Below are 19,942 nucleotides of genomic sequence, written 5' to 3'. Positions count from 1 at the left end.
TGCAATCTCACAAATTCATTATATAGATTTAACTTTACATTAATACTTGTTAATTTTTCGCAGAAACAGAAATATAAGTATTTTTGCTAATCAATATTCAAAAACTATTCCAAAGTATGAGCATTCCATCTAAATATGATGCAAAAGCGGTAGAAAACAAGTGGTACGACTACTGGATGAAGAATAACTATTTTCATTCTACTCCAGACGAAAGAGAACCTTACACAATAGTAATTCCTCCACCAAACGTAACGGGAGTCTTGCATATGGGACATATGCTAAACAATACAATTCAAGATGTTTTAATTCGTCGTGCACGTTTACAAGGCAAAAATGCTTGTTGGGTTCCTGGTACAGATCACGCCTCAATAGCAACCGAAGCTAAAGTTGTCGCTAAATTAAAAGAACAAGGTATAGATAAAAACGACCTTACACGTGACGAATTTTTAGCGCATGCTTGGGAATGGACAGAAGAATATGGAGGTGTTATACTTGAGCAACTTAAAAAATTAGGTTGTTCTTGTGATTGGGACAGAACTAAATTTACAATGGATGACGATATGTCTGAAGCAGTAATTAAAGTGTTTGTTGATTTGCATGAAAAAGGGTTAATTTACAGAGGTTACCGTATGGTAAACTGGGATCCAGAAGCAAAAACAACTTTGTCTGATGAAGAAGTAATACACGAAGAAAGACAAGGAAACTTATATTACATAAATTATAAAATAGAAGGAAGTGATGACAGCTTAACCATTGCAACAACACGTCCTGAAACAATATTTGGTGATACAGCAATTTGTATTAATCCAGAAGATGAACGTTTTGCACACTTACGTGGAAAAAAAGCCATAGTACCAATTAGCAATCGGGTAATACCAATTATTCAAGACGAATACGTAGACCTTGAATTTGGTACAGGTTGCTTAAAAGTAACACCTGCACATGATGAAAACGATAAAAATCTAGGAGACAAACACAAACTTGAGGTAATAGATATTTTTCATGAAGACGCAACATTAAATAGCTATGGTTTACAATTTGAAGGTCAAGACCGTTTTGTAGCAAGAAAAAATGTAGCAAAAGAATTAGAAAACATTGGTGTTTTAGTAAAAACTGAAACACATATAAATAAGGTAGGAACATCTGAACGTACCAAAGCAGTTATCGAGCCAAGATTAAGCGACCAATGGTTCTTAAAAATGGAAGAGCTGGTAAAGCCAGCAATTGAAGCTGTTTTAGGCGAAGATTCTGAAATTAAATTATTCCCAAAGAAGTTTGAAAACACCTATCGCCATTGGATGGAGAATATTCGCGATTGGAATATTTCTAGACAATTACTTTGGGGACAACAAATTCCTGCATATTTCTATGGCGACGGAAAAGAAGATTTTGTAGTTGCAGAAACTATTGAGTTAGCACTTGAAAAAGCTATTGCAAAAACAAAAAATCAAGATTTAAAAGCCGAAGATTTAAAACAAGATACAGATGCTTTAGACACTTGGTTTAGCTCATGGCTTTGGCCTATGTCTGTTTTCGATGGCATACGTAATCCAGAAAACGAAGAAATAAAATACTACTATCCAACTAACGACTTAGTAACGGGACCAGATATTTTATTCTTTTGGGTAGCACGTATGATTATTGCAGGTTACGAGTATAAAGACCAAAAACCATTTAACAATGTATACTTAACAGGTTTAGTACGTGACAAGCAACGTCGTAAAATGTCAAAATCTTTAGGTAACTCACCAGATGCTTTAAAGTTAATTGAAGATTATAGTGCAGATGGTGTTCGTGTTGGATTGCTTTTAAGTAGTGCCGCAGGAAACGATTTAATGTTTGATGAAGCATTATGCCAACAAGGAAAAGGCTTTGGAAATAAAATGTGGAATGCCTTTAACCTAACTAACTTATGGGAAGTAAGCGATAGTATTACTCAACCAGAATCAAGCAAAATTGCTTTAAAATGGTATGAAGCTAAGTTTAGCGAAGCACTTTTAGAAATTGAAGATCACTTTAGTAAATACAGGTTAAGTGATGCTTTAATGGCAATTTATAAATTAATTTATGATGATTTTTGTGGTTGGTTACTAGAGATTGTAAAACCAGCTTACCAACAACCAATTGATGCCACAACATATAATAAGGTAATGTCTATTTTTGAGGATAACCTTAAAATACTACATCCGTTTATGCCTTTCTTAACTGAAGAAATTTGGCAATACATTGCAAAACGTACTCCAGAAGAAGCATTAATAATAGCAAAATGGCCAGAAGCTAAACCTGTAAATAAAGAGATTATTTCTCAATTTGAATTTGCTTCAGAAGTTATTTCAGGTATTAGAAACATTAGAAAAGAAAAAAATATAGCCTTTAAAGATGCTATAAGTTTTTCAGTTATAAACAATGAAAAATTTAATTCAGATTTTGATACAGTAATAGCAAAACTTGGAAATTTAGAAGCTATAGACTATGTTAAAGAACCTGTTGAAGGCGCATTGACGTTTAGAGTAAAATCTAACGAATATTTTATACCAATGGAAGGCGCAATAGACATTGAAGCAGAAATTAAAAAGCTAACAGAAGAGCTAAACTATACAGAAGGTTTCTTAAAATCTGTACAAAAGAAACTATCTAACGAGCGTTTTGTTGCAGGAGCACCAGAACAAGTTGTCTCAGCAGAGAAAAAGAAAGAAGCAGACGCTTTAGCTAAAATTGAAACATTAAAAAGTAGTTTAGATAACTTAAAGTAAATCACTTTGCTTTTAAATTCAAAAGCCTTTTCTTAAAAGAAAAGGCTTTTTTTTATTTTAATATTTAAGATAGGTGTGGTCCAAAAAATTTAATCGCAATACCAAATGCTAAAGCAGAGACTATTAAACCAACTAAAAATATAGTGTAAACAATACGTAACCATTTATATTTTAAACTCATTACATCTCCCAAAAAATAAAGATCTTTAGTTAACGCTCCATATATATAATTGTTTTTACTATGCATATCGTTTACAGCAGCTTCATAGGCTTTATAATCCATAGAATGAAAATTACCAAAAAAAGCTAAATTCACTTTGTTGTTCTTAATATCATCTTGAGTAAACTTGCCTTCAGTAACATTAGGTCGAGTTATAAAAATCGTAATTACCACACAAAGCAAACTAGATATTAAAATTATAATTATAGGTATTGTTAAGTGTTTATTGTTTGGCTCTCCAATTTTTGAAATTAAATTAGTTAAAACTAACGATATAATAATTGCGTTAACGGATAGTAGAATATTAGCTTTAGTATCTGCAATAGCAGCTAACTTGATGTGATTTTTTAAAGAAATCATATAAAAAGATTGTATAGCTCTTTCAGGACTAGTTTCTAATCCTTCAAGGCCATCTTTTAGCATGGCTTCCTTTTTAATTGAAGCTTTAAGTTTTTTATTGTTAGACACTAATAATTCAATTTTAAGCTTAAAGATAATCTATTATTTAAATATGTTGTTCTAATTCATAGTCTAATATCATTTTAATTCCTGCAAAAACGCAGTCAACTAATTAGTTAAAATTTTTAAGTATTATTAGACAAAAATCAATTAAACGTTAAATTAATATGACCTTATGTTAAATAGATAAAAAACTTTAAGAATAATTTATTAGCGGCAATTTTACTAACGCAAGTCAACAATATAACTTTGTACCGAACCAAAAAACCAAATTAAATTATTATGAAAAATTTAAAGATAACAGTAGCTGCAATAGCAATTTCAGGATTAGCTTTTACCTCTTGTATGGATGACAAAAAATCTAAAGATACAGAAGCTGATAATATGGAAATGAATACAGAATTAAATACCGAAACAGACACAAACGTTACCTTAAGCGAAAAAGGAGAAATGATGGCATCAAACAACAGAGTAGTATCTAAAGATGGAACTACTGTTGAAAGATCTATGGATAACGATGTAAAAGCTATGCAAATTAGTGGATGGAATTCATTTAATGACCTATCAATACAAATGAAAAAACTAGAAGGTGCAGACTTTACTATAATGAAAACTACACTTCCTAATATTAGTAGTACAATAGCAGCACTAAATACGAATAGGCCAGATTGGATGATGACTGAAGAAATAAGAGAAGATGTTGAAGATTTACAAAAAGAATATAATGAGTTTGTAGAAGAAAGAAACGAAAAAGAAAAAGTAGTAAACGAAAATATTGAAGAAATAAATGAAGCTTATGCCGATTTAGTTGAAGAGATAAACGAAACTTTTGATATGTATGTAAAAATTAACCGTAAAGCTAACGAAGAATATAGAGAAGAAGCTAAAGACGGTGAAATGGAAGATGCAAAAGAAGAATACAATGAAGAGATTAAAAAACTAAATAAAATTGCAGACGACAAGCAATAATCTCATTTAATAAAAAAACTAAAAAAGCCTTACAAATTGTAAGGCTTTTTTTTATAATAAATTAAAATAAAAAAGCCGAAACTTTCGTTTCGGCTTTTCATCTGTACTGAAGACGGGACTTGAACCCGTACGTCCTAATGGACATTGGATTTTAAGTCCAACGTGTCTACCAATTCCACCACTTCAGCAGGCATAGATGTATAAACATCTTTGGTATATTTTAAAGTAAATCTCAGAGCGAAAGATGGGATTTGAACCCACGACCTCCACCTTGGCAAGGTGATGCTCTACCCCTGAGCTACTTTCGCAGTTTTTTATGAACGAGCAACATTGCTATTGCGGATGCAAATTTAAAACTTTTCTTCTAATTACAAAGGTTTTTTTATAAAATAATTTAATTATTTTTTACCTCGCTGGTCTTCACTAACATACGCTTTATTTCGTTTAGCTTCATTAATGCTTCAACTGGTGTTAACGTATTAATATCTGTTAATAAAATTTCTTCTTTAATTTGTTCTAACAACGGATCGTCTAGGTTAAAAAAGCTTAATTGCATTTCATCTTTAATAGATTTCACCTTATCTGTTAACTCTTCACTAGAATGTGATTGTTCTAGTTTTTTCAAAATCTTATTAGCTCTACGCAAAACTTGTTGTGGCATTCCTGCTAATTTAGCAACATGTATACCAAAACTATGTTCACTTCCTCCTTCAACCAGTTTTCTTAGAAAAAGCACATTGTCTTTTAACTCTTTGACAGATACATTAAAGTTTTTTATTCTTGGAAAAGTTTCGGTCATTTCATTTAACTCATGATAATGCGTTGCAAAAAGCGTTTTTGCTTTTGCTGGATGCTCATGAAGGTATTCACTAATTGCCCAAGCTATAGATATACCATCATACGTACTTGTTCCTCTTCCTATTTCATCTAATAAGACCAGGCTTCTATCGGACATATTATTTAAGATAGAGGCTGTTTCATTCATCTCTACCATAAAAGTAGATTCTCCCATTGATATATTATCACTTGCTCCTACTCTTGTAAATATTTTATCTACCAAACCTATTCTTGCTTTTTCTGCTGGGACAAAACTTCCTATTTGCGCTAACAATACAATTAATGCTGTTTGACGTAGTATTGCAGATTTACCAGACATGTTTGGTCCGGTAATCATTATTATTTGTTGTGTATCTCGATCTAAAAAAACGTTATTAGCAATGTACTGTTCTCCTATTGGTAATTGTTTTTCTATTACTGGATGCCTTCCTTCTATTATCTCTAAATCGTAAGAGTTGTCTATTTCTGGATATACATAATTATTCTCATTAGCTAATTGAGAGAAACCACACAAACAGTCTAATTTTGCTATTAAAAAAGCATTTTGCTGTACAGGTTTTATGTATTGGTTCATCCATAACACAAGTTCTGCAAATAATTTTTGTTCGATAGTAGTTATACGCTCTTCTGCTCCTAAGATTTTGGCTTCGTATTCTTTCAACTCTTCGGTTATATAACGCTCTGCATTAACAAGTGTTTGTTTTCTAATCCACTCTTCTGGCACTTTATCTTTATGCGTATTTCTAACCTCTATATAATAACCAAACACATTATTAGATGCTATTTTAAGTGAAGTAATACCTGTACGTTCACTTTCTCGTTTTAGCATATTATCTAAATAACTTTTACCGGAAGCAGAAAGTTCTCTAAGTTCATCTAGCTCATTAGAAAAGCCTGTTGCAATTGTTTTTCCTTTTAATATATTTACTGGAGCTTCTTCGTCTAACGTTTGTTTTATTTTATCTCTTAATATATCACAGCCTTGTAAAGTATCTCCAATAATTTTTAAAGATTCATTATCGCAATTAGACGATAATGCTTTTATAGGTATAATAGACTCTAAAGAATTTTTAAGCTGAATTACTTCTCTTGGACTTACTTTTCCTGTGGCAACCTTAGATATTAAGCGTTCTACATCTCCTATACTTTTTATATGATTTTGAATTTTTTGATGTATCGTTTTTTCTGCTTTTAAAAATGAAACAACCTCATGACGTTGTTTTATTCTTTCTACATTTTTTAATGGTAAAGCTAACCAACGTTTTAAAAGTCTTCCACCCATAGGCGAAATTGTTTTATCAATAACGTTTAATAATGTTACTGCATTATTATTTGTTGAGTTATACAACTCTAAATTTCTAATTGTAAAGCGGTCCATCCAAACATATTCATCTTCAGCTATTCTAGACACAGATGTAATATGCTCTAATTTATTATGTTGTGTTTCTGATAGGTAATGTAAAATTGAACCCGAAGCGATAATACCTTCAGTAAGGTTTTCAACTCCAAAACCTTTTAAAGATTTGGTGTTAAAATGCTTTAAAAGTGTTTCGTTTGAATAGTCTGACTGGTAAACCCAATCTTCTAAATTAAAGGTGTGAAAATCTTCACCAAAATTTTCTGCAAACTGAAGTCGTTTTTGTTTAGATACTAATATTTCACTTGGACTAAAGTTTTGTAACAACTTATCAATGTATTCTTGGTTTCCCTGAGATGTTAAAAACTCTCCTGTAGATATATCTAAAAATGCTATACCTATGGTATTTTTTCCAAAATAAACAGAACATAAAAAGTTATTTGTTTTAGATTGTAGAACCTCATCGTTTAATGCCACTCCAGGTGTAACCAACTCTGTAACACCACGTTTTACAATTGTTTTTGTTTGTTTAGGATCTTCTAACTGATCGCATATTGCAACACGTTCTCCTGCTTTTACCAGTTTTGGTAAATACGTATTTAGAGAATGATGAGGAAAACCTGCAAGCTCAGTTTCTGTTTCGCTTCCTGCACCACGCTTGGTTAGTATAATACCCAAAATTCCAGCTGCTTTTACAGCATCGCTACCAAAGGTTTCGTAAAAATCACCCACTCGAAATAACAATAAAGCATCTGGATATTTAGCCTTTATCGCATTATACTGCTTCATTAAAGGCGTTACTTTTTTAGTCTTTTTTGCCAAAGGTATTCTGTTTTAAGTATTATTTAATATAGCTTTGCAATGTAACTAAATATTGATTTTTTTTAAAATCTAATCTCTTTAAGTTATTGATAATTATTCACAAATTTGCTTCTGTTTTATTTTAAATAGCATTAATAAGAATATTAACTTTATTTATAACTTTAATTAATAATAATGGCAATGAGAAAACTAAAAAACAGCGAACTTGACAGATTGAGTGTTGATGACTTTAAACAAGCTAGTAAAACACCCATTATTATAGTTTTAGACAATATTAGAAGTCTAAATAATATAGGTTCTGTTTTTAGAACTAGTGATGCTTTTTTAGTTGAAAAAATTTATTTGTGTGGCATAACTGCAACGCCACCACATAAAGATATAAACAAAACCGCATTGGGAAGTACAGATGCTGTTTCGTGGGAATATGCAAAAACCACTATGGAAGTTATTGAAAAACTTAAAATTAAAGACGTGAAAATTTGTAGCATTGAACAGGCAGAAAATGCAACCATGCTAAACGATTTTACTGTAGAAAAAAATACTACTTATGCTTTAGTTTTTGGTAATGAAGTTAAAGGTGTAGACCAAAATATTGTAAATGCCAGCGATAGTGTTATTGAAATCCCTCAATTTGGCACTAAGCATTCTTTAAATATTTCTGTTAGCTGCGGTGTTGTTGTTTGGGATTTGTTCTCAAAATTAAAAGCTTAATATATTAAGCTTCACAAATAGCATCTAATACAAATAAATAATCCTCTCGGTTTTTTACAAAATCTTTATCTGATATATCTATAATTTTAACATTTAAATCGGTTTGATTTTTTAAAAAATTTAAATATCCAGCATTAATTTTTTCAAGATATTCGTTATCTATATCTTGCTCATATTTTCTACCACGCTTTTTAATATTTTCTTTTAGCCTTTTTGTATTTTGGTAGAGATACACATACAGTTCTGGCTTTGCAATATCTTTATACATTAAGTAAAAAAGCTTACGATATAACTTAAACTCGTCTTGATGTAGTGTTATTTTTGAAAAAATTAAAGACTTAAAAATATCGTAATCACTAACTATAAAATCTTTAAACAAGTCTAATTGAGATAAATCGTCATTAATTTGTTGGTATCTATCTGCCAAAAAAGACATTTCTAAAGTAAAAGCATAGCGCTGTGCATCTTTATAAAACTTTGGCAAAAAAGGATTATCTGCAAAACGCTCTAGTATTAGTTTCGCATTATAGTCGTTCGCCATTTTAGTAGCTAGACTTGTTTTTCCAGCTCCTATATTTCCTTCTATAGCTATATAATTATACTTAGAAAAATCATGTTGTTTACTTGGGTTTTTAAGCCAAATATTTACAGTCTCTAAAGTACTTTTATCTTCACACTCTTCTATTAAAACAGAAATATCTTTTTCTAAAACCGGATGTTTAAAATTAGGCGCAATATTATGTAAAGGCTGTAAAACAAACTTTCGGTTTTGCAATTCTGGATGTGGTACTTTTAGCGTTTTTACATCTATTATTTGTTGCTCTACAAATAATATATCTAAATCTATAGTTCTAGATTGGTAGCCTTCGGTTTTATTTCTTACACGACCTAAGCTTTTTTCTATAAGCAACAACTCTTTTAAAACCTTACTTGGTTTTAAATCGCTTTCTACCGCAATACAAGCATTAAAAAAATCGTCACCCTCAAAACCTAAAGCAGGTGTTTTGTATACTTTAGATATGTTTTTTACTGGTCCAATTTTTATATAAATAGCATTAATGGCCAACTGCAAATTCTTGAATTTGTCGCCTTTATTACTTCCTAAAGATATGTGTATTTGTTGTGAATGCATTATAAATTGTCGAAAGGCAAAATAACTAAAAGTAAATGGTTTCCTTTATATTTACACAAAGAATTTATTAACGAATTTAATTACGAACTACATAAAACTCTTTGACTGTGACAAGTGTAACAAAAAGAAATGCATTAGACCCAAAAGACAAACTTTTTGCGCAACGCATTTATCTATTTTTAGGCAGCTTATTTATAACAAGTTTAGTGGTTTCTAATTTAATTTTTCAGAAATTTTTTTATTGGTATCCTCTAGATATTGAAATATTTGGAAGCAAACTTTTTGAAATCTCTGTTGGCATACTACCATATCCCATAACATTTTTAATTACCGATTTAATAAGTGAAATTTACGGAAAGAAAAAAGCTAACGATATTGTAGTTGCAGGTATTTTTGCTTCGGTTTTCTCGTTATTAATTATTTTAGTAGCTAACGTTGCGCCAGCAACATCATGGTCTTACGTTAATGACAATTTATTTAACACTGTTTTTGGCAACTCTACAATAGCTGTATTTGCAAGTATGGTAACCTATTTATTAGCACAATTAATAGATATTCAAATTTATCATTTTTGGAAACGCTACACTAAAGGCAAAAAATTATGGTTACGCAATAATTTCTCTACATGGTTTTCTCAATTTGTAGACACGTTTACCATATTAATACTACTATCTTCTTTTGGTATAATTCCATGGGAGAACTTTAAAGGCCTACTTATAAGTGGTTTTTTATTTAAAGTATTAATTGCTGCACTAGACACACCACTACTTTATTTAGGTGTTTATTTATTTAAAAAACGCTTCAATCTAAAAACAAATCAAGAAATTGAAATATTATAAAGTTCTCTTAAAACAAAAGCCTTTATGATCAAATTTTAACAATTTTGCGTATATTATTTGTAACCAATACTTAACCAGAAAATTTCTGTTTTTAAAACCTTTAAAACTATTACCGCTTTCGCGGAACTAAAGATGAAAAAAATACTAAAAATAACAGGCATTACTTTACTTATAGTAATTATATTATTAATTCTTGCTCCATTTGTTTTTCAATCTCAAATAAAAGACATGGTTCGCAATTTTATAAATCAAAATGTGAATGCAAATGTAGAATTTGCCGATGTTAGCCTAAGCTTTATAAGCAGCTTCCCTCAAGCAAATGTTACTGTAGACGAATTAAAAATAACAAACTTTGAACCTTTTAAAGATGAAACATTAGCGAGTGTAAAATCTTTTTCATTCGACATGTCTGTAAAAGAACTTTTTAAAAGTGCTAGCGAAGGACCAATTATTGTTAACGGTATAGATGTAAATGAAGCATTAGTTACCTTAAAAACAAACAAATTAGGAGATTCTAATTGGGACATTGCTAAAGAAAGTAAAACTGAAAAAACAAACACAAACACCGAAGGTTTTACACTAGACATTCAAGATTATGCTATAGAAAATAGCGCATTAACCTATTTAGACGAAGCTGGAAACACTCAAATTTATATTACAGAATTAAATCATTCTGGTAAAGGCACATTTTCTGAAACCTTATCTGAACTTGATACAGAAACCGAAGCAAATGTTACATTTAGCCTTGACAGCACAGAGTACTTAAGTAATAATAAAATTAAACTTTCGGCATTAATTGATTTAAATTTAGAAGAAAACAAATATACCTTTAAAAAAAATACAGGTTATATAAATAACTTACCATTAGAGTTTAATGGCTTTGTTCAGAATATAGAAAACGGTCAAAATATAGATATTACTTTTGAAAATCCAGGATCAGACTTTAAAGATTTTCTTGCTGTAATTCCAGAAACCTACTCTAAAAATATTAGCAATGTTCAAACCTCTGGAAACTTTAAAATTAAAGGTCTAATTAAAGGTATAGTTTCTAACGAAACTATACCAAAATTAGATATAAATGTAGCCTCAAATAACGCATCTTTTAAATATCCAGATTTACCAAAAACTGTTAAAAACATAAGTATTAATGCTTCAGTTAAAAACACCACAGGCAATGTTGATGACACTTTTCTAGATATTAAAACCCTTAATTTTAAAATAGATGAAGACGAATTTAAATCTTCAGCAATTATTAAAAACCTTACCAGCAATCAAAACATAAATGCAAATATTGATGGTGTATTAAATTTAGCAAATATTACTCAGGCATATCCTATTGAACTTGAAAATAAATTACAAGGTATTGTAAAAGCTAAATTAAATACAAGTTTTGATATGAATGCTATTGAGACTAATGCTTACGAACGTATTAAAAATAATGGAAATGTAAGTGTGCATAACTTTGAATTCTCATCGGCAGATATTGTAAACCCAATAAAAATATCTGAAGCTAACATTAGTTTTAATCCTAATGTAACGACTCTAGAAAATTTTAAAGCAACCACAGGAAAAACAGATTTAGATGCCAAAGGAACTTTAAACAATGTGCTTGGGTTTTTATTAAGTGATAAAAAACTAAAAGGAGATTTTACTGTTAACTCTAATACATTTTTAATTAGTGATTTTATGGTTGAAGGCGGAAGCGACAAACCTATTAACCAAAGTACAGAGCCAGATGATGCTTTAAAAATTCCAGCTTTTTTAGACTGCACAATTAATGCAAATGCAACTACCGTTTTATATGATAATTTAACACTTAAAAATGTAAAAGGTACTTTAGTAATACAAGATGAAAAAGCCGATTTAAGAAAAGTAACTTCAAGTATTTTTGGTGGTAATTTAGCATTAAGTGGAATTGTAGATACTAAAACCGAAACACCTAATTTTAATATGGATTTAGGTATTGAAAATTTTGATATCTCTCAATCTTTTAAAGACCTTGATGTTTTAAAAGCTTTAGCGCCTATTGCCAAAGTGCTTGATGGTAAACTAAATAGTGCAATAAACTTAAAAGGAAATTTAGGAGAGGATTTTACTCCTGTACTAAGCTCTATTTCTGGTGGTGCTTTAGCAGAGCTTTTAACAACAAATGTTAAACCAGAAAATGCAAAACTTTTAAATGCTTTAAATAGTAAATTAAATTTTATAGATTTTGACAAACTTGATTTAAAAGATTTAAAAACAGCATTACAGTTTGATGATGGAAAAGTAAACATTACACCTTTTAACTTAAATTATAAAGATATTGGCATTAGCATTGGAGGATCTCATGGCTTTGACCAATCTATGGACTATAATTTGGTTTTTAATGTTCCTGCCAAATATTTAGGTAGCGATGTAAACCGTTTAATAGGCCAAATAAACGACAGCGAAGTAAATAATATTTCGGTACCAATTACTGCAAGTTTAACTGGGAATTTTGATAGCCCAAAAGTAAGTACAGACTTAACAAGTGGTGTTAAAAATCTAACAGCACAACTTATTGAAATACAGAAACAAAAGTTAGTAAACGACGGAAAAGATAAAATAAAAGATCTTTTAGGCGGTTTAGGTGGTAACCAAACCACTAAAGACTCAACAACTACAGAAACAAATGCACCTGTAAAAGATATTATTAAAGATGTTATTTTAGGTAACAATTCTAATAGCACCGAGTCTACAACAGCAGACACAACAAAGTCTACGAGCAATACTGTAAAAAATATTATTGGCCTATTTGGCAAGAAAAAGAAACAAAAAGATACTATTAAATAAAATAATTTGCAAAAAAATAATAAGTCTATTGTATAACTTAAAACTTAGACGTACATTTGCAACCTGAATTTTAAGAATACACATAATTTATAGATATGTTAAGAATAGAAATTAAAGACGGAGAAAATATAGAAAGAGCGTTAAAACGTTACAAAAGAAAGCACCGTAACATTAAAGTAATGCAAAACTTAAGAGAGAACCAATTCTTTACTAAGCCTTCTGTTGTTCGTCGTCGTCAAATTCAAAAAGCATCTTACATCCAAGGATTAAGAGACGCTGAAAACGTATAATTAATACGTAGAATTTTTTCAATATATACAAACCTCGCATTTTAAAAAATGCGAGGTTTTTTTGCTTCGTTATATTTCTAAAGAAATATAACTTCCTTCATTACCTCTAATATTACAAACTGTATCATCTTCAAAAATTAGATACTGTCCCTTTATTCCTTTTAAAACACCGGTATAACTTTGCGCTTTTTCTATTTTTAAACTTTTTGGTTTTTTAGGGTATTGCAATACGGGAAACTCTAAATTGGTTTCTGTATTATTTTCAATAAAATACTCTAAAGCTTCATCTGGAATATATTGCTTTAAATTGTTGCGCCAATCTACTAAGTTTTCATCAACTATATCATTTTTTAGCATTGTTCTCCAATTGGTTTTATCACCAACATAATCTTTTAAAGCAACTTCTGTGATACCAGCTAAATAACGATTAGGCACCTCAACGATTTCTATAGCCTCATGTGCGCCTTGATCTATCCATCGTGTAGGAACTTGCGTTTTACGCGTTACTCCAACTTTTATATTACTTGAATTTGCCAAATAAACAATATGTGGTTGCAGTTGCACTTTCTTTTCGTACACTAAATCACGGTCTTCTTGATCTAAATGAGCTTTACTAAGCTCTGGTTTCATAATCCAATCTGCAGCTTGAGGAATATCGAAAAAACAAGTTTTACAAAACCCTTGTCTATAAATAGGCCTATCATTTTTACAGTTTAAACATTGATGTTTAATAAATTGAAGTTTTAATTCTTTATTGAGCAATTGATTCATGTTTATAAAATCATTCTCAAATATTAAATAATATTGTATTGGGCTGCCGAGCTCTGTCGTCATTTTTGTTAAAACACCTTGGTAGGTCATAAAAAAATATCTTACTTTTAAAGTCTAAATATACATTAAAAAAATGCCAATACCTTTAGTAAATTCTATTGCCTCATGGTTTTTAAAAAAACGATTCCATCAAATAGATCTTTTTTTAAAATACCCAAATGAAGTTCAAGAAGAACTACTTTTAGGTTTAATAGAAACAGCGAAAGACACCGAGTTTGGTAAGCAACACGGTTTTAGCTCTATAAAAACATATGCAGACTTTGCTTCTCGTGTTCCTATTTCTAATTATGAAGAATATCATGAACTTATAGAACGCTCAAGGCAAGGCGAACATAATATTTTTTGGCCTAAACCAATAAAATGGTTTGCAAAATCTAGTGGTACTACAAGCGGAAAAAGCAAATTTATTCCTGTAAGCTCTGAGTCTTTAGAAGATTGCCATTATGCTGCAAGTAAAGATTTATTGTGTTTGTATTTAAACAATAATGAAAACTCTCAATTATTTACTGGTAAAAGCTTACGCTTAGGTGGAAGTAAGGAATTGTACAGAGAAAATGGTACTGCTTTTGGAGATTTAAGCGCCATACTTATAGACAATATGCCTTTTTGGGCAGAATACAGTAGCACACCTAGTAACCGTGTTTCCTTAATGAGCGAATGGGAAACTAAAATGGCTGCAATTGTAAATGAAACTATTAATGAAAATGTTACCAGTTTAGCTGGTGTACCTTCATGGATGCTCGTGCTTTTAAATAATGTATTAGAAAAAACCGATAAAAACTCATTGTTTGATATTTGGCCAAATTTAGAAGTTTACTTTCACGGTGGCGTAAGTTTTAACCCTTACTTAGAACAGTATCGTAATATTTTACCTAGAAAAGATTTTAAATATTATGAAATTTATAATGCTTCTGAAGGTTTCTTTGCCATTCAAGATAAAAACCATTCTAGTGAGTTATTATTAATGCTTGACTATGGTATTTTTTATGAGTTTATACCAATGGATACTTATGGTACGCCCAATGAGAAAATTATTCCTTTAAGCGAAGTGGAAAAAAACAAAAACTATGCTGTAATAATTACTACAAATGCAGGTTTATGGCGTTATAAAATAGGCGACACCGTTAGGTTTACCTCTATTTCTCCATATCGCATAAAAGTTTCTGGTAGAACAAAACACCACATTAATGTTTTTGGTGAAGAGTTAATTATTGAAAACGCTGAAGATGCCTTAAAAAAAGTTTGCAAAAAAACACAAAGTGAAATTGTAGACTATACGGCTGCTCCCATTTTTATGGAAGGTAAAGAAAAAGGCGCACACGAATGGCTAATAGAATTTAAAACACCGCCAAAAGATATTAATTACTTTAATGAACTTTTTGATAATGCTTTAAAGTCTTTAAACTCTGATTATGAAGCTAAGCGTTATAATAACATGACATTAAACAAGCCAAAAATTAATGTAGCAAGACAGCAGTTATTTTATGATTGGCTAAAAGAGAATGATAAACTTGGCGGACAACATAAAGTACCTAGACTCTCTAACACTAGAGATTATATGGACGATTTGTTAAAACTAAACCTTTAACATATAGTAAGATTATGTTAGATTTTTTATAAAAATAGTATCATTAAAAATAAAAATTGAGTATAACTAAACAAAAAAATAAACTATAAATAACTGAAAAACAGATATTTGTTTGTATATTTAATTGCTATTATTCAATTTTTCCTTTTGAAAATGATTTTATTAATTAATCCAATTTCAAAAAAGAAACCACTTTTTACAAGTGGTTTTTTTTATGTTTTACTTAAAACATAAATAGCGTTTTTTGGAAAATCAGGATCTTTTCTTTTTGGCTTAAAAGCAAACCCTTTGCTTTCTAGCAAATGTATAGATGCTTTGTTTTCAAATTGAGTAAAGGCTTCAATACTTTTTAATTTTGCGATATTAAAGCCAAAATTTATAACGTTATCTAGAGCCTCACTCATATAGCCTTTATTGTGGTATTCTGGAAGTAAATCATAACCCAATTCTGCTGTTTTCCTATCTTCAGAAAAATTCCATAAACAAATTGTCCCTATTTCTTTATTATTATCTTTTAAAGTTAAAACCCATGTAATAGCATTGTTTTCTCTCAACTCATTAACAACTTTATCTACATGTATCCTAGCTTCCTTTCTTTTTTTATACAAAGGACGCTCAATATATTTACATACCGTTTCATTAGACCTTAATTTAAATATTATATCAACTTGATGTTGACCAATTTTATTTAAAAAAAGTCTATTTGTTTCAATATTTTCTGTTTTAGAAAGCACCATAATAATTAAATAAAAAAGCCTATATTTTAATAAATATAGGCTTTAATATAATATATATAAATTATTTATGAGACTGCTTTTAACTTTTTTAGTGTTGATTTAGAAAGTTTTTGCTCTGCATATGTTTTAGTAACATTTAATTTTTTAGTGTCACTTCCTGGTAACTCAAACATAGCATCTGTTAAAATTTCTTCACATAAAGAACGTAATCCTCTTGCTCCTAACTTATATTCTATAGCTTTTCCAACAATATAATCTAAGGCGCCGTCTGTAATTGATAATTCAATTTCATCCATAGAAAACAGTTTTTTATACTGTTTTATAATTGCATTTTTAGGTTCGGTTAAAATAGCTCTAAGTGTCTTAGCATCTAAAGGGTTCATGTGTGTTAACACAGGTAATCTTCCTATAATTTCTGGTATTAGACCAAAGTCTTTTAAATCTTTTGGAATTATGTATTGTAGTATATTATTTTTATCTACTGTATCTTCACTCATTGCTGCGCTATAACCTAAGGCTTGCATATTTAAGCGTTTAGATATTACACGTTCTATACCATCGAAAGCACCGCCAGCTATAAATAAAATATTTTCGGTGTTTACTTCAATGAACTTTTGGTCTGGATGTTTACGTCCTCCTTTTGGTGGTACATTTACTACTGTTCCTTCTAAAAGTTTAAGTAGTGCTTGTTGCACACCTTCACCAGAAACATCTCTTGTTATTGATGGATTATCACTTTTACGTGCAATTTTATCTATCTCGTCTATAAAAACAATTCCTTTTTCTGCTTTTTCTAAATTATAGTCTGCTGCTTGTAATAAACGTGTTAAAATACTTTCTACATCTTCTCCAACATAACCTGCTTCTGTTAATACCGTAGCATCTACTATAGATAAAGGTACATTTAACATTTTAGAAATGGTTTTGGCCATTAATGTTTTTCCTGTACCGGTTTCTCCAACCATAATAATATTAGATTTTTGAATTTCTATATCATCATTAGTTGGTTGTTGTAATAAACGCTTATAGTGATTATATACTGCTACAGACATTACTTTTTTGGTGTGTTCTTGACCAATAATGTACTCGTCTAAAAAAGCTTTAATTTGTTGCGGTTTACGTAACATTAACTCTGCAGACAGCTCACTATTATCACTTTGTTTAGATTCTTCTAGAACAATACCGTGAGCTTGCTCAATACATCTATCACATATATGCGCATCTAATCCTGCTATTAACAAGCTTGTTTCTGGCTTTTTCCTACCACAAAATGAACATTCTAATTCTTCCTTTGCCATTACATTTTTTTAAAGAGTTAAAACAATAAAACATTTTAGTTTTATTACTTTAACTATTATTTTTTTTAATTATTTAGTCTCTTTTTAAGACTTCATCAATCATACCGTATTCTTTAGCTCTATCTGCTTTCATCCAGTAATCGCGATCACTATCGTTATAAATTGTGTCGTAATCTTGTCCTGAATGCTTACTAATAATTTCGTATAATTCTTTTTTAAGCGTAAGTATTTCTCTTGCTGTAATTTCTATATCACTTGCTTGACCTTGGGCTCCTCCTAATGGCTGGTGAATCATTACTCGTGAATGTTCTAAACCACTACGTTTTCCTTTTTCTCCTGCACATAATAATACTGCTCCCATTGATGCTGCCATTCCTGTACAAATAGTTGCTACATCTGGACCAATAAATTGCATAGTATCGTAAATACCTAATCCTGCATAAACGCTTCCTCCTGGAGAGTTAATATACATTTGGATATCTTTAGTATTATCTGTACTTGCTAAAAATAACAATTGTGCTTGTATAATATTTGCAATATTGTCATTTATTCCTGTTCCTAAAAAAAGGATACGATCCATCATTAATCGAGAAAAAACATCTAATTGAGAGATGTTTAATTGACGTTCTTCAATTACGTAAGGTGTCATGCTTTGAGGGTACATGCTACTAATAATCTTACTATAGTAATTACTATTAATACCTTGATCTTTTATTGCGAATTTTTCAAATTCTTTTCCGTAATCCATATATATCTTTTGAATTTTAAAATTTTTATTGCTTCTCTTTATAAAAGAGAAAAACTTCAATATATTGTTAAATGTACTGTTTACAAACTTTTTAAGTTCAATTTAACGCTAATAAAATAGGCGTTGAATATACAATAATTCAACGCCTAAATATAATGATTATTCTTTAAAAGAACGTCTATGTTTATTTGTCGCCGTAAACTTCTTTTACAAACTTCTCGTATGTTAATTCTTTAGTTTTAATATTTGCCTTTTCTTTATAAAGGTTTAATAATTTCTGGCTAACAACTTGCTCGCTTAAACGTCTTACTTCATCTTGGTTAGATAATACTCTTGCTGCAATATCATCTAATTCTTTATCACTAGGATTCATTTGTCCAAACTGTGCCATTTGAACTTTAATCATGTTTTTAGCGCTTTCTTTTACATCTTCAAAGTCTACTTTAAGTCCGTTAGCTTCCATGATTTTAGCTTCAATTAGCTGGTAACGTAAGCTTTTTTCAGATTTTTCGTATTCTTCCTTAGCAGTTGCATCATCCATTGGTTTTTCTCCAGAAGCTTGCATCCATTTTGTTAAAAATTCTGCTGGTAAGTCAAATTTAGTAGCATCTACTAAATATTCTGTAACATCGTTTAAAAGTTTTTGGTCTGACTGCTGAACGAATTGCTTCTCTGCGTCTTCTTTTATTTTCTCTTTTAGTTCTGTAACAGATTTTACAACATCTTTACCAAATAACTTATCAAAAAGTTCTTGGTCTAATTCTGCTAATTCTCTGCTGTTTATTTCAGAAATTTCAAAGTTAACTTCTATATCTAAACCATGTGCTTTGTCATGCTCTACTTTTAATGCGTGCATTAACTCATGATCATCACTGTATAAACCTTTAGTTTTTAAAGTAATTACATCTCCAACTTTGGCTCCAATAAATTGCTTTTCGGTAGCTTTCCCTTTAAACTTATCTAAAGTTAGCGTTACTTTGTTTTCAATTCCTTCTTCTTCGTTAGTGTAAGTTCCTGTAATTTCGCTGTCTTTAGCTACTTTATCTTGTGCGATTAATTTACCGTATTGTTTTTGGATATTTACAACTTGGTCATCAATCATTTTATCGTCTGCAACAATATTGTATTGAGTTATTGCTTTTTTAGCTTTTAACTCTACATCAAATTCTGGTGCTAAACCTAATTCAAATTCAAATGAAAAATTATCTTCATCCCAATTAATATCATCTTGAGGTTTTGGTAAAGGTTGACCTAAAACGTCTAACTTTTCTTCTGTTAAATATTTATTTAAACCTTCTTGTATAAGTTTATTAACCTCATCGATTAATACTGCTTTACCGTATTGCTTTTTTACCATTCCCATTGGTACATGACCTTTTCTAAAACCAGGAATGTTTGCAGTTTTTCTATAATCTGTTAGGATTTTTTCTACTTTAGAAGCGTAATCGTCTTTCTCAATCGCTACTGTTACTACAGCATTTAATGCGTCTTTATTTTCTCTTGTAATATTCATTTTGAATAATCTATTTAATGTAAC

The 19,942-nt window shown here is 30.2% G+C and carries 15 protein-coding genes and 2 tRNA genes; 7 read left to right on the top strand and 10 right to left on the bottom strand.

What is annotated here, in order from left to right:
• Positions 1-116 precede the first annotated feature (116 nt).
• Positions 117-2,753: a valine--tRNA ligase gene (locus tag BM549_RS08060; protein ID WP_290469807.1), complete on the top strand. Its 2,637-nt coding sequence runs from the start codon at positions 117-119 to the stop codon at positions 2,751-2,753.
• 64 nt (positions 2,754-2,817) lie between these two features.
• Here the strand turns inward: BM549_RS08060 and BM549_RS08055 are convergent, their stop codons facing one another.
• On the bottom strand, positions 2,818-3,441 hold the full coding sequence (locus BM549_RS08055) for a Pycsar system effector family protein (RefSeq protein ID WP_290469806.1): 624 nt from the start codon (positions 3,439-3,441) through the stop codon (positions 2,818-2,820).
• Positions 3,442-3,714: 273 nt separating this feature from the next.
• Here BM549_RS08055 and BM549_RS08050 point away from each other — a divergent pair, with 273 nt between their 5' ends.
• Positions 3,715-4,401 (top strand): hypothetical protein, encoded by a 687-nt coding sequence (locus BM549_RS08050; protein WP_290469805.1) that lies wholly within the window; start codon positions 3,715-3,717, stop codon positions 4,399-4,401.
• Positions 4,402-4,505: 104 nt separating this feature from the next.
• On the opposite strand, the gene BM549_RS08045 is transcribed toward BM549_RS08050, so the two are convergent.
• The 3 genes from BM549_RS08045 to mutS all read right to left on the bottom strand — a co-directional run bounded on the left by BM549_RS08045 (position 4,506) and on the right by mutS (position 7,417).
• Positions 4,506-4,589 (bottom strand) — tRNA-Leu (locus tag BM549_RS08045).
• A 48-nt stretch (positions 4,590-4,637) separates the two neighbouring features.
• A tRNA-Gly gene (locus tag BM549_RS08040) sits at positions 4,638-4,709 on the bottom strand.
• Between the two features lie 86 nt (positions 4,710-4,795).
• The gene (mutS, locus tag BM549_RS08035) at positions 4,796-7,417 is read right to left on the bottom strand and encodes a DNA mismatch repair protein MutS (protein WP_013870056.1); all 2,622 of its coding nucleotides are present in this window, start codon (positions 7,415-7,417) and stop codon (positions 4,796-4,798) included.
• A gap of 180 nt (positions 7,418-7,597) precedes the next feature.
• Here mutS and BM549_RS08030 point away from each other — a divergent pair, with 180 nt between their 5' ends.
• Positions 7,598-8,128, top strand: a complete 531-nt coding sequence (locus tag BM549_RS08030; RefSeq protein ID WP_013870055.1) for an RNA methyltransferase — start codon at positions 7,598-7,600, stop codon at positions 8,126-8,128.
• Positions 8,129-8,132: 4 nt separating this feature from the next.
• Here the strand turns inward: BM549_RS08030 and folK are convergent, their stop codons facing one another.
• On the bottom strand, positions 8,133-9,260 hold the full coding sequence (folK, locus tag BM549_RS08025) for a 2-amino-4-hydroxy-6-hydroxymethyldihydropteridine diphosphokinase (protein WP_290469804.1): 1,128 nt from the start codon (positions 9,258-9,260) through the stop codon (positions 8,133-8,135).
• 107 nt (positions 9,261-9,367) lie between these two features.
• Here folK and BM549_RS08020 point away from each other — a divergent pair, with 107 nt between their 5' ends.
• The 3 genes from BM549_RS08020 to rpsU all read left to right on the top strand — a co-directional run bounded on the left by BM549_RS08020 (position 9,368) and on the right by rpsU (position 13,203).
• Positions 9,368-10,099, top strand: coding sequence for a queuosine precursor transporter (locus tag BM549_RS08020; RefSeq protein ID WP_290469803.1), 732 nt, complete (start codon positions 9,368-9,370; stop codon positions 10,097-10,099).
• A gap of 132 nt (positions 10,100-10,231) precedes the next feature.
• Entirely contained in the window at positions 10,232-12,913 is a 2,682-nt protein-coding gene (locus BM549_RS08015) for an AsmA-like C-terminal region-containing protein (RefSeq protein WP_290469802.1), read from the top strand.
• 95 nt (positions 12,914-13,008) lie between these two features.
• Positions 13,009-13,203 carry a 30S ribosomal protein S21 gene (gene rpsU, locus BM549_RS08010; RefSeq protein WP_013870051.1) on the top strand — a complete coding sequence of 65 codons (195 nt, stop codon included), beginning with the start codon at positions 13,009-13,011 and terminating at the stop codon, positions 13,201-13,203.
• A 69-nt stretch (positions 13,204-13,272) separates the two neighbouring features.
• Here the strand turns inward: rpsU and BM549_RS08005 are convergent, their stop codons facing one another.
• Entirely contained in the window at positions 13,273-14,064 is a 792-nt protein-coding gene (locus BM549_RS08005; protein WP_290469801.1) for a DUF2797 domain-containing protein, read from the bottom strand.
• A gap of 43 nt (positions 14,065-14,107) precedes the next feature.
• Between BM549_RS08005 and BM549_RS08000 the strand changes: the two genes are divergently transcribed.
• Positions 14,108-15,622, top strand: coding sequence for a GH3 auxin-responsive promoter family protein (locus tag BM549_RS08000; RefSeq protein ID WP_290469800.1), 1,515 nt, complete (start codon positions 14,108-14,110; stop codon positions 15,620-15,622).
• Positions 15,623-15,834: 212 nt separating this feature from the next.
• Here BM549_RS08000 and BM549_RS07995 read toward each other — a convergent pair whose 3' ends face one another.
• The 4 genes from BM549_RS07995 to tig form a co-directional block, all read right to left on the bottom strand.
• Entirely contained in the window at positions 15,835-16,359 is a 525-nt protein-coding gene (locus BM549_RS07995) for a GNAT family N-acetyltransferase (RefSeq protein WP_290469799.1), read from the bottom strand.
• Positions 16,360-16,424: 65 nt separating this feature from the next.
• Positions 16,425-17,657 (bottom strand): ATP-dependent Clp protease ATP-binding subunit ClpX, encoded by a 1,233-nt coding sequence (clpX, locus tag BM549_RS07990; protein WP_290469798.1) that lies wholly within the window; start codon positions 17,655-17,657, stop codon positions 16,425-16,427.
• Between the two features lie 73 nt (positions 17,658-17,730).
• Positions 17,731-18,405 (bottom strand): ATP-dependent Clp endopeptidase proteolytic subunit ClpP, encoded by a 675-nt coding sequence (gene clpP / locus BM549_RS07985; protein ID WP_013870046.1) that lies wholly within the window; start codon positions 18,403-18,405, stop codon positions 17,731-17,733.
• Positions 18,406-18,589: 184 nt separating this feature from the next.
• A complete protein-coding gene (tig, locus tag BM549_RS07980; protein WP_290469797.1) occupies positions 18,590-19,918 on the bottom strand; it encodes a trigger factor in 1,329 nt (442 codons plus the stop codon).
• Between the last annotated feature and the right edge of the window lie 24 nt (positions 19,919-19,942).

This window comes from Lacinutrix sp. MedPE-SW (genome assembly GCF_001874145.1).
Classification (GTDB): Bacteria; Bacteroidota; Bacteroidia; order Flavobacteriales; family Flavobacteriaceae; genus Lacinutrix.
The sequence above is the reverse complement of the archived record's forward strand: the minus strand, read 5'-3'. Positions and strand labels throughout refer to the sequence as shown.